This is a genomic window from Streptomyces sp. NPDC051582, from assembly GCF_040681715.1.
Lineage (GTDB): Bacteria > Actinomycetota > Actinomycetes > Streptomycetales > Streptomycetaceae > Streptomyces.
This window is the reverse complement of record NZ_JBFAZJ010000071.1, coordinates 1-11940: the sequence shown is the minus strand read 5'-3', so window position 1 is coordinate 11940 and position 11940 is coordinate 1. Positions and strand designations below refer to the sequence as shown.

7 protein-coding genes are annotated in these 11940 nt (G+C 75.8%); 6 read left to right on the top strand and 1 reads right to left on the bottom strand.

Annotated features, from left to right (window positions below; all coding sequences use genetic code 11):
* Nucleotides 1–425: 425 nt before the first annotated feature.
* Complete coding sequence (locus tag AB0M92_RS38690; RefSeq protein ID WP_366107089.1) at nucleotides 426–1208, bottom strand: aquaporin; 783 nt, start codon at nucleotides 1206–1208, stop codon at nucleotides 426–428.
* A 614-nt stretch (nucleotides 1209–1822) separates the two neighbouring features.
* Here AB0M92_RS38690 and AB0M92_RS38685 point away from each other — a divergent pair.
* The 6 genes from AB0M92_RS38685 (at nucleotide 1823) to AB0M92_RS38660 (ending at nucleotide 11719) form a co-directional block, all read left to right on the top strand.
* Nucleotides 1823–2014: a thiazolylpeptide-type bacteriocin gene (locus AB0M92_RS38685; RefSeq protein ID WP_366107088.1), complete on the top strand. Its 192-nt coding sequence runs from the start codon at nucleotides 1823–1825 to the stop codon at nucleotides 2012–2014.
* A 184-nt stretch (nucleotides 2015–2198) separates the two neighbouring features.
* Nucleotides 2199–4841: a lantibiotic dehydratase gene (locus AB0M92_RS38680; RefSeq protein ID WP_366107087.1), complete on the top strand. Its 2643-nt coding sequence runs from the start codon at nucleotides 2199–2201 to the stop codon at nucleotides 4839–4841.
* A gap of 95 nt (nucleotides 4842–4936) precedes the next feature.
* Nucleotides 4937–6112, top strand: a complete 1176-nt coding sequence (locus tag AB0M92_RS38675) for a lantibiotic dehydratase C-terminal domain-containing protein (RefSeq protein WP_366107086.1) — start codon at nucleotides 4937–4939, stop codon at nucleotides 6110–6112.
* Nucleotides 6109–7974, top strand: a complete 1866-nt coding sequence (locus AB0M92_RS38670) for a hypothetical protein (RefSeq protein ID WP_366107085.1) — start codon at nucleotides 6109–6111, stop codon at nucleotides 7972–7974. The genes AB0M92_RS38675 and AB0M92_RS38670 overlap by 4 nt, the downstream gene beginning before the upstream one ends.
* Nucleotides 7971–9935: a TOMM precursor leader peptide-binding protein gene (locus AB0M92_RS38665; RefSeq protein ID WP_366107084.1), complete on the top strand. Its 1965-nt coding sequence runs from the start codon at nucleotides 7971–7973 to the stop codon at nucleotides 9933–9935. Before AB0M92_RS38670 ends, AB0M92_RS38665 begins: the two co-directional genes overlap by 4 nt.
* Before the next feature lie 14 nt (nucleotides 9936–9949).
* The gene (locus AB0M92_RS38660) at nucleotides 9950–11719 is read left to right on the top strand and encodes a thiopeptide-type bacteriocin biosynthesis protein (protein WP_366107083.1); all 1770 of its coding nucleotides are present in this window, start codon (nucleotides 9950–9952) and stop codon (nucleotides 11717–11719) included.
* Nucleotides 11720–11940: the final 221 nt, after the last annotated feature.

The window sequence follows — 11940 nt, the reverse complement described above, 5'->3', positions numbered from 1 at the left end:
ACCGGCGACGCCCAGGGCGACGATCGAGCCGGCGAGGGTCTTCTTGGAAGCGGCGATACGGCGGATGACGGACTTCGACACGGAGGAAACCTTCCACAGGGAACAAGGGCGGTCGCTGCATGCCAAGGCATGCGTGAGCCACTCACGCGGTGGAGAGGGGTTCGTCGGCGGCGGGCATTCACCCGGGCCGCCCGGCGACACATCCAGTTCTACCCACGCCCCGACACCCTGGCAACGACCCCGCCTACTAACCGCCTACGCAGCCGACCACCAGGCAACGATCCCCGCGTGCGATGGCATCCATGCAGGTGAGAAACCCTCCGAGAGGTGCTCCGCACCACCCCCTGGACCTACTACAGCGCCTCGTATGTGACATGGGCCCTATGGGGCGGCTCACCTCCGAAGCCCCCCGACCTCACCCAAAGTCACCAGCCGTACCCCCTTGAGCGGGTCGTGATCCGGCGGTGGGCGGCGGCGCCCAGGGAGGCTCCCAGGGCCGGCGCCAGGAGGTAGATCCACAGGCCGGTGGTGGTTCCGGACATCAGCGCGGGTCCGAATTGGCGGGCCGGGTTGGCCGCGCCCCCGCTGAGGGGGCCCAGAACGGCGATGATCGCGCAGACGAGCACCGCCAGGACCCAGGGGAACCACCGCTCCCGGGCCGGGCGCGCGAGGAAGAAGCCGATCATCAAGGTGACGAGGACCAGGCAGGCGCCCTCGGCCGCGAAGACCGCCCAGCCGTTCCACGACGGGGCCGCCGCGACGGCCCCGTAGCCGACCCGCGCGACCGCCGGTCCCCAGGCCAGGCGGGCCAGTACCGTCCCGACGAGCGATCCGCACAGCTGCGCGAAGACGTACACCCCCACGCACCGGCCGGGGAAGGCCCTCAGCCGCCACAGGGCGAGCGTGATCGCGGGATTCATGTGCGCACCGGAAAGCCGTCCCCAGGGGGAGCGGAGCAGCCCGAAGACCATCGCCCCGGTGAGCGCACCCACCACGAGGAGGGCCGATCGGAGGTCCGCGAGGACGAGCGGGGAGGCCGGATCGAGTACCCAGCGCATGACCGTCACCACGGCGAACATCAGCGTCGCCGTCAGGGCGAACTCGTACAGGGGCCAGCCGCCGCGTTCGGGCCCGGTCCGCACGGGCGCCGGGCCGGAGCCCGCCCGTGTTTTTCCGGGTGAAGCGGCCGGGGAAACGGACCTGGACATCTCGTCTCCGCTCACGGTTTCTCCCCTCGATCGGGACTGCGGTGTTCGCGTGTGCGCACGATGCGCCCGTCGAGGCAGCCTGCGGCACCACCGGCCGCCGGATGCGCGTACACGCCGACAGCCGGGTCCGCGCGCGGACGAATCAGGCGGTATGGGTGACGCGGCAGCGGAGCGAGGGCGGCCGGAGCCCCGGCGCGGCCGAGGCGGCGGCGGGAGATTGGCCGGTACGCCGTGCCCCGTGCCGACGGTGCGCAGCGGCCGGCGATCCCCCCTGCCGCTCGATGGAACCGCCTGTTCCGGCCTTCCCGCCCGTGGCCACGAGCGGCGATCGCCATCGCTCCCCGGGGCGGGCGCGGCCCGTACGGCCTGCGGCAGGAGCCCGGCGGTCCGCCGTGAAGTGACGGACATGACGAGACAACCGGCCAAGGTGACACGGGCAGTTGCCGTCGATCCCGACTGCGCCGAGACTCGTTCTGCGCCACCCCGCTCACCCAGATGGACCTGACCACGAACCATCTGTTTCCCAGGGGCACTTCGCCCGTCCCCCGCGGGCGCCGGCCACCCGACGCCGTCTTCGCGGTACTGCAATCCCTCAGAAGCGAGAGGAAATCCGCATGTCCGAAAACTCCGCCACCCCCGGGTACGACGACCTCGACCTGGACCTCGACCTCGACCTCAGCGAGCTGACGGTCACCGCGCTCAGCGACACCGCCGCGCTGCCCGAGAACGGCGCCTCTTGGGGCTCCTGCTCCTGTCAGGGCTCGTCCTCCTGCGCCCAGCCGCAGGTGGAGACGCCCACCGCCTGACGGCCGTGACGAGACCGCTCCCGTGCGACCGGCCCACCCGGGCCGGCCGCGCGGGCGGCGGCCCGAGCCGGAGGACAGCTCACTGGCCAAGACCGCACCACGGGAGCCCGCCTTGCCGTACCCCGCCCAGCCAGTCGCACCGCAACGCGTCGCGCCCGTGTCGGGGACCGCTCGCCCGTCGGCGGTGGCTACGGCCCGTACCGTCCCGTACGCGCTGGTCCGCACCACGGTGACCCCACACCCCGCGCAACCCGGGGAAGCCGCGCGGGTACGGACCCTGCTCGACCGGCTCACCGCCCTCACCGCGCGGGAAGACGCACTGCGTGCGGCCCTGTGCGACGACCTCTTCGCCTCCCGGCCGGGGCACGACGAGGAGTTCCACCGCCAGGTGGTGCTCCCGCTGCGCCGGGCGCTGCACAACGGCCGCGTCCCCCGCCCCGCCCTGCTGGCCCGCCTCGCCGATCTGCCCGTAAGGGTGCCCCGGCTCGGGACCTGGCTGGAGCTGCGCGGGTTCCGTGACGCCCTCCTCACCGAGCTGGCGGCGGCCGCCCCCGACGCCCTGACCGCCGAGCGCTCCGCCCTCGCGCAGCTGTGCCGCTCCCCCGGCTTCACCCGCGCCGTCGCCCTCACCAGCGCAGACCTGCTGCGCGCGGTGTCGCGGGCCGCCCGGGACGAAGGCGGGCGCAGGGCCCGCAAGGAGGAGCCCTCGGTGCTGCGGCACGCCCTGCGCGCCAGCACGAAGACCAGCCCGCTGTCCTGGTTCACCGCCGTGGGATGGTCCGACGGAGCGGGCCCGTCGGCTGAGCCGCGACCGGCACTGCGGTCCGTGGTGCGCGAGCACCGGACGCTCGTCGAAGCGCTCGCCGCCGCGCTGCTCGACGAACCGCGCCGCCGGAGCGCCCTCGCCCACCGCATGACCAGCAGTGCGCGGCACACCGCCGACGGGCGGGCCCTGTACGCGCGCGACCACACGCTCTTCGCGGGCGGCCGGTACCTGGTCACCCACGAGGAGTCGGTCGAGCTCCCCGTCCGCCCCGCCCTGACGGCGCTCGACGCGGTCGCGGCCGAACCCGCGACCCTCGCCGAGCTGGCGGACCGGCTCGGCCCGGCTCTCGGTCGCGCCGGTACCGACCCCGCCGTCACCCGATTCCTCGACCAGCTCGCCGACGGCGGTCTGCTGGTGCCCGTGGACCCCGTCGATCCGCAGCACCCGCACCCGTTGCGCGCGCTGGCCGGCTGGTTGCGCCGGTGGCCCGAGGACGCGGCACTGGCCGACCGGGTGGAACGGCTCGCCGGCGACACCGCCGGGTTCGCGAACGTCCCGGCGCAGGAGCGGCCCGCCCTGCTGGCCGACCTGGCGGAGCGCTGGCGCCGCTTGCTGGCCGACGCCGGCCGGCCCGTACCGGCCGATGCCGCCCCGTTGAACGTGCTCTCCGAGGACGTACACGTCGGGGCAGCGCACGTCGGGGCAGCGCACGTCGGAGGCGTGCGGACCGGCGAGGACCCGGTTCCCGCCGACCGGCTGAGGGACGCGGACCGGACGGTTCTCGGTGAACTCACTGCCCTGGCCGAGCTGTTCGACCTCGGGCACCTGATGCGGCGAGCCGCACTGGAGCGCTTCGTCGCCCGTTACGGGCCCGGCGGGACCTGCCCGACCCCCTGGGAGTTCGGCCGCGACACCGCCGCCGCGTGGGAGGAGGCCGCGCGCCTCGCCGTCCGGCCGTCCGGCGACCCGGGGCTCTCCCGCGAACTGGCCGAACTCGCCTCGCTGCGCGAGGAGTTCACCCAGAAGGTGCGGGCCGCTGCGGCGGACACGCCCGACGGGAGGGCCGAGGAGCTCGTCCTGCCCGCCGAGGAGGTCCGCGGACTCGCCGGCCGGCTGCCGGGCTGGACCTCCGCCCGCCCGCTGAGCTACGCGTGGTTCGTCCAACGGGCCCTGCCCGGCCAGCTGCTCTGCGTCAACCACGTCTACGGCGGCTGGGGCCGCTTCACCAGCCGCTTCCTCGACGACCTGCCCCGGGGCGCCGCCGCCCAGGTGGCCCGCGAGATCAGGCGCGGTCTGGGCGATGGCGCCCGGGCCGCCCAGATCCGGCCGGTCGGGGGCTTCAACGCCAATCTCCATCCGCTGCTGGTCGACGAGGAGATCGGCCCCGACCGGTTGCGGAGCACGTTCGCCGAAGCCGACGTGGAGCTGGTCCACGACACGGACCGCGACCAGCTCCGGCTGCGGCTGCGGGCCACCGGCGAACCCCTCGACGTCCTCTACCTCGGCTTCCTCGCCCCGGTCATGCTGCCGCAGCGCCTCGCACCGTTCCTCTGCGACCATCCGGGCGGCGTCGTCGACTTCCGGCGGCTCCTCCCCCGCCACACTCTGGCCGCACCCGGCGGCGAGGTGTGGCGGACCCCCCGGCTGCGCCACGGCCACGCGGTACTCGCGCGGCGCCGCTGGCACCTGCCCGCAGGCGTGCTGGCCGCGCTCCGCGCCGACCTCGCCGCCGACCCCGACGTGATCCCGGCCGCCACCGTGGCCCGTTGGCGGGCCCTGCTGGGTCTTCCCGAGCAGCTGTTCCTGCACGCCGTGCCGGAGCCCGCCGCCGGGCGGCCCGCCGAGGACTTCGCACGGAGTCTGCGCGCGCCGAAACCGCAGGCCCTCGACCTGGGCAGCGCCCTGCACCTGCGCTGCCTCCCCGGCTGGCTGGCCCGCCATGCGCGCGGCGTCGTGCTGGAGGAATCACTGCCCGTCTTCGGCGGCCGGAGCCGACCCGCGCATGCCGTGGAGCTCATTGCCGAGACGTACCGGCCCGCACACGGCGCCCGGTCGGACTGAACCCCCGTGCCGGCCCCATCCCCTGTTCCGCCCGCGCCACCCGTCCCGGCGTGTCCCACCCCCACTCCGTCCGTCATCCGTCGAGGAGACACCCCATGAACGCCCCGGCCACCAACCCGGACACCGCCCGGCCCGCCGCGACCGCCGCCACCACCCTTGACGTGGTGGTCTACCACTACGAACCGGTCAAGACCCCGCTCCTGCGCGAGGCCGTGCTGCCCCTCGCGCGCGAGGCGGCCGCGGACGGGCTGGCCGCCCACGTCGAACGCCACTGGCTGCACGGACCGCACCTGCGCCTGCGCCTGCGCGGCCTCCCCGGACCGGTGGCCGAGGCGGCCGAGCGCACCGCGGTCGAACTGGCCGCCCGTGCGGCCTCGCACCCCTCACGGGCCGCCGTCGACGGGCAGCGCCTGCTGGCGCAGGCTCAGGCGGCGGGGCGGGCGGAGCTGATCCCGCCCCCGTACGGTCCTCTCGTACCCGACAACACGGTACGGGTGGAGCCGGTGGACCGGTCCTCGCTGACCGCGCTGATCGGCCCGGACGGCGTGCGGCTGCGCGAGGACCTGCTGGCCCTGGGCCTGCCCGCCCTCGACGCGGGCGCGGCGTTCCTCGCAGAGCGGGCGAACACCTCCACCGCCCGGGTCGAACTCGTGGTCGCGGCCCTCGCGGCCCACGCGGCCGCGCACCCCGAAGGACTGGTCGGCGGCCACTACTCGTACGTCTCCCACCTGGAGGACTTCCTCGCCCAGGAGGACCACGACGGCCGTATCCGGGCAGCCTTCGACCGCCGCTGGGACGCCGTGGGCGGGCGGATCGCCACACTGGTGGGCCGGATCGCGAGCGGTGGCGAGACCGGCTGGGAGGGAGCCTGGGCCGACTGGTCCACCGACGCCTGGCGGATCGCGGAGGAACGGTTCGACGCGGGCGCGGACTTCACCGGCGTGCGCGCGGAGTACGTGGACCGGGCCGCGGCACTGGGCGACCCGGCCACCGCCGAGCGCTGGGACCGGGGGGCACGGACCCGGTACAGCGACTTCCACCGGCTGCTGCACCGCTCGGACCCGCAGGGCACGATGTGGAGCCGCCCCGACTACCTGGTCCACCGGGCCTGCACCAACGGGCTGTACCGGCTCCTCACCATCTGCGACGTCCGCCCCGTCGAGCGCTATCTCGCCGCCCACCTCGTCGTGCGCAGCGTGCCGGAACTCACCGGGCACCGGTGGCAGGCACGCGTCGGTGAGGCCATCTCCGCCGTGGAGGGCACGCGGTGAGCGCCACCGAACCGCCACGCACGCGGTTGAGGCCCGGGGTGGCGGTCACTGCGCTGCGCGACGGTCTGCACCTGCGCGGCCGGGACGGGAGCGTGACGCTCGAAGGCAGCAGGGCGCTGCCGGCCCTGTGGGAGCTGCTGTGCGAGCGGCTCGGCCATGACAACGGGTACCCCCTCGGCGTGGCGGGGCACGTCCCCCCGGGGACCGGCCTGCCCCGCCTCGATCCGGCCGATCCCCGGGTCGGGTCCGCGCTGGACGCGCTGGCCGCGCAGTTGCGCGCGCACGATCTGCTCACCGAACATCCGCCGGGAGGCGCCGAACCGGCCGCCTGGCTGGGAGCCTCCGCACGGCGGCCCGAGCACGCGGCCGCGGCCCTGGCCGCCGCACGGCCCGTGGTCGCGGCGGCCGATCCCGAAGGCCCGCTCGCCGCAGCGCTGATCAGCGCGCTGGACCGCGCGGGGACCCCGCCGCAGTCGTGCCGGGACGCGGGACTGGCCCCCGGCCGCGTGGTGGCGGTCGCGGGGACCCCGCCCGTGGCCGTGGCCGTGGCCCGCACGGCCGAGGGCGGCTTCGTCACCGCCCCGGCCGAGCCGGAACGGGCGCGTACGGAAGCCGAGTCGATCGCCGTCCGCATGGAGCGCGATACCGGCTCCGCGCCAGCCGCAGCGTCGGCCGGGGTGACGGACGGGACGACGGACGGGGAGACGGACGGGGTGACGGACGGGGTGACGGACGGGGCGGCCGCGGCGGTGACGGCCTTGCTGGCCGGCGCCGCGGCGCAGCGGCTGCTGTGCGCCGTGGCCGGTCTGCCCGATCCGGCCGGACGGGAGGAGGACCCGCGACTGCTCCCCGAACGTCCGGCCGTACTGGTCGCATCGGCCCGGCCGCCGCACGCGTCGTACCGCCCCTGGGTCGCCGGACCGGCCGGCCCCGGCTCCCCCTCCCCCACCCCCGCCGGGGACCTGTCCGGGGCCCTGCGCCGGATCGAGGCGCTGACCGACCCGTACCTGGGGGTGCTCGACGCACCGCTGCCGGGCGGTCTGCCCCAGTTGCCCGCCGCGCTCGCGAGCTGCGCCTCGGCGGCCGGGCCCCTGGTGGCCGGGGCTCCGCGGACGGACCTCGCCCGGCTCACGGCAGTGTGCCGGGCGGCCGAACTGCGCCTGGGAGACGGGATGCCGGTGGCGGTCGGCGCGGGTCCCGGCCACGCCCTCGGGCGGGCCTTGCGCCGAGCCGCCCTCGCCGCCGCCGGGCCCACCGGCACCGGGCGGGCCCTGGGCGAGGAGGAATGGCGCGGGCATCCGCAGGCCCGTCACTGGTGGACCGTGCTGACCCGGCACCTGGCGCTTCCGATGCGGATGACGGTGCACCAACTGGCCTGCGAGCGCGTCTACTTGGCGGTCGTACGGGATCCGGTCGGCGGACCCGGGACCGTGGGAGTGGCCGCCCGTGCGGTGGAGGCGACAGCCGCGGACGCCGCTGCCCTGGCCGCGCTCGGCGCGGTGACCAGGGCGATGGCCGCCGTGGAGGGTCCGACCGGGGCCGTGCACACCGCGTTCAGCGGGGCCGAGGCACCGCTCGCCGTTGCCGGAGTCGAGCCCGCGGGCTGGACGGACGAGGGCTGGACCGACCGCTGGCTGGCCGGGATCGCACGCCGGGAGACGGAGCTGAGCGCCGCGCTGACCCGGCTGACCGGACTGCGCCCCGAACCCTGGCAGCCGGGGACGGACCTCACCGGCACCGGAGCGGGTGGCGCTGCCGGATCCGCCGGAGCTGCCGCAGCTGCCGGATCAGCCGGGCCCGTCCTGACCGCCCTGCACGCGTGCGGATTCACCGTTCTGGCCGGGCGGGGAGGAACACGATGAGCGCGAGCACGATGACGAGGTACGGGACGGCTGCCGACGCGCCGGTGGTGGTGTCCCCGTCCGCGGGCGCCGTACCCGTCCTGGATCCTGCCGCGGCCCTGGAGACCACCACCGGCGTGGCCGTCGTCCATCTCACCTCGTGGACGCTGGAGCTCGCCGAGCGGCTCAGCCGGCACGCACTGGCCCATCCCGTACGCCTGGTCCCGGTGCGCGAGGACGGTGCGCTGACCGTGATCGGTCCCGTACTGGAGCCCTCGGCACGGGCCTGCCTGTCGTGCGTCGAGTACCGGCGACTGGCCACCGCGGGCGGCCGGGTGCCCTGGCAGAGCCCGCGGCTCGCGCTCGGCGGCACCGGTACCCCGGCCATGGCGGAGGCGGCCCTGCTGCTCGCCGCCGCCCTTCTGGAACCGGGGCCGGTGGCGGGGGCGGTCGCGGGGTCGCGGACACCGGCGCCGCCGGCCACCGTCCACGTCGTCCAGGGCCACCGGGCCACCTGGTCCACCCATCGCGTCCGACCGGTCGGCGGCTGCCCCGTCTGCCGCCCGCTGCCGGCCGATTCCCCCACCGCGGCCGGGTTCGCGGACACGCCGCGGCCGCTGCCCGACCCGTCCGTGCTGCGCGGCCCCAACGGCCTCACCGAGGCGGACCGGCCCCGGACCGAGCTGTTCGACGAACGGTTCGGCCCGGTGCGCCGGCTGTTCCGTACCGAGGACTCCGCCTTCGCCCTCACCACGGCCTGGGTGACGGACGGCCGTCTCGTCGACGACGGCGGGTACGGGCGCTCCGCCGACTTCCGCTCCAGCGAGCGGGTGGCGCTGTTCGAGGCCGTGGAGCGGCTGGCCGGAATGCGCCCGCTGGGCCGCCGTACCGTCCTGCGCGCCTCCTTCGCCGAGCTGGGTCCGCGAGCCGCCGTGGATCCCGCCCGGCTCGGTCTGCCCGACCCGGCCCACCGGGGGCACCCCGCCTCCCTGACCGTTCCTTACCACGCGGACCTGCCAATGGACTGGGTGTACGGCTGGTCGCTGACCGAAGGCCGGGCCCGGGCGGTGCCCGAGCACGTGGCGTACTGGGACCTCGCACGGGGCCCCGGCCGGGCCCGGGTGGTCTACGAGTCCTCGAACGGCTGCGGGCTCGGGAACAGTCCCCAGGAGGCCGCGCTCTACGGGCTGTTCGAGGTGGCGGAACGGGACGCGTTCCTGATGGCGTGGTACGCGCGCACGCCGCTGCCCGGCATCGCCCTGCCCGACGACGACCCGCTGGTGACCGCCCTGGCCTCGCGCGCCGCACTGCTGGGCTACCGGCTGCGCCTGCTGGACGCCACCAACGACCTCGGCATCCCCTGCGTGGTCTCGCTCTGCCGCTACGAGGGTGATCACCCCGATGCTCCCCGGGCCTTCCTGGCCGCCGGAGCCCACCACGATCCGCGCGCCGCGATCCGCTCGGCGGTGGCGGAGGTGGTCACCAACGTCCAGGACGCGGTGCACCGGCCGGCCGGTCCGGGCGGGGCGCGCGACCCGGAACGGCTGCGCCCCATGCTGCGCCGGCCCGAGCTGGTGGTCGGCCTCGACGACCACGTGGGACTGAACACGCTGCCGGAGGCCCAGCACCGGCTGGAATTCCTGTTCGGCGACGTCCCGGAGGTCCCCTGGCCGGAGCGGTGGCCGGGTGCGCCCACCCCGGTGGCCGACCTCACCGGGCTGCTGGCGGAGACGGTCGCGCGCCTGGCCGCCGAGGGGCTGGAGGTGCTCGTCGTCACGCAGGACGAGCCCGGGATCCGGGACCGGCTGGGACTGCACTGCGCCAAGGTGATCGTGCCCGGCACCCTCCCGATGACCTTCGGTCATGTCAACCGCCGCACGCTCGGCCTGGCCCGGCTGCTGGAGGTGCCCCACCGGCTGGGGCGCACCGCGCGTCCGCTGCGCCACGACGAACTCCCCCTGTATCCGCACCCGTTCCCGTGAGGCGATCCGATCCCATGACCGATGACCCGTACGCGTCCGCATCCGCGTCGCCCGCCGCCGCGACGGCGACCCTCGCGCCGGCTCCGGTGCAGAGCTGGCAGAGCCTCCACCTGACCCTGCACACCGACGGCGCGGACACCGACGCCTTCGTCACCGGGGCGCTCGCCCCCCTGATGGACGGCCGGTACGGACCGGGGGCGGGCGCCTGGTTCTTCATCCGCTACCACGAGGGCGGCCCCCACCTGCGGATCAGGTTCCGCGGCGCGGGATCCACCGGGGACCCGGCGCGAGAGGCCGCCGAACTCGCGGCGGAACTGGCCCTGTCGGCCGCCGGCACCACCCCGGCGGCGGGCACCCGGCCCGGTCGGCACGGGGAGGTGCGCGCGGTTCCGTACGAGCCGGAGACCGAGCGCTACGGCGGGCCGGCCGCGCTCCCCGTGGCCGAGGAGCTGTTCGCGCACTCGACCCGCGCGGCGGTCGACGCCCTGCGCGCCGTACCCGGGCGGGCCGACCGGCTGCGGCTCGCCCTGGACCTCGCCCATGCCACGGCGCACGCCCTGGGCCTGGACGAACTGGACTCGGCGGGCTGGCTGCGCCGGCACGCCGCCTCCTGGCGCTGGGCCGCCGAGGTGCGGCCACTGCCCGGAGCGGCCGTGCACACCCGCGTCAACACGGTGTTCGCGGCCCAGCGCACGAGCCTGGCGCGGCGCGCCCGGGCCGTCCGCACCGGGCTGGACGAGGGCTCAGCCGATCCGTGGCTCGCGGAGTGGACCCGGCAGGTGCGGGCGGCCGACGCCCGGCTGCGCGCCGCCGTACCGCCCGCGGACCGGCCGGACGCGCCGGTGCGGACGCAGCGCCGGCTGTGGGTGTGGGCCTCACAACTGCACATGCTGTTCAACCGGTTGGGGGTGACTCCGGACGAGGAACGGGCCGTGTGCCGGCTCGCGGGGCGCGCGCTGCTGGAGACGGGAGACGGGGGCGGCTTCTTCGGCACCGGGCCGCGAGCCGCGGACTACCAGTACCTGGAGCAGAGCAAGTTCCAGATCGGCCGACCGCAGGACACGGCGGTACGGAGCATCGCGCGCCCCGACGCCGCGTCCGGACACGGACCCGAGTCCGAACGGCCGCTCCCCGCGGCCCCGTTGCCGGAGCTGTCCCTCGCCGAGGTGCTGCGCGGCCGCAGTTCGGCGCGCGGTGCGCTGCGGGGGCCGCTGACCGCGCAGGAGCTGGGCGGGGTGCTGTGGCACGCCCACGCGCCCAGCCATGTCTCCCGGCAGGCTCTGGCCGACGGCACGGAGCGCAGCCTGCGCCACCGTCCGTACCCGAGCGCGGGCGCCCTCTACAGCGTCCGGGTACGGCTCCTGGCTCTCTCCGTGGCGGGGCTGGCCCCGGGCACCTACCACTGCGTGCCGGAGCGGCGGTCGCTGGTCAACCTCGGCCCGGCGCCGGAACTCGGCGGGCTGAAGGCGTTGTCCTCGTACTTCTCGCGCCCGGCCGAGGACCCGGACTCCGTGGGGATCGACGAGGCACCGGCCGTGCTGGCGGTCCACCTGGACCTCGGCCTGCTCCGCCGCCGCTACGGGCTGCGGGCGCTGCGGCTGGGCCTCCTGGAAGCCGGGCACCTGGCCCAGACCCTCCAGCTGACGGCCGGCGCGTTCGGGCTGGGCACGATCCCGCTCGGCGGCCTGCACGACGACCTGGCGCACGAGCTGCTGGGCCTGGACGACCTGGACGAGCCGATCCAGTACCTCATCCCCCTCGGCCGCCCGGCCCCGCGCGCGTAGCAGCGCGGCGGGGCCGGAAGCCGGTGGCACCGGTGGACGAGCTGCTCCCCCCGGCAGCCCTTTCGTTCCGCCGCGGCGCTAGGTCGTGTCGTCAAAGTCTCGTCTGGTCGGCACTTTGACGACACTCCCTAGTGACCTGGTTCGGAGATCCTGTCGCAGTAGCGGCAGATGCGGTCGAGGATCTGGTCGGCGGTCTTGGTCCACTTGAAGGGCCGGGCATC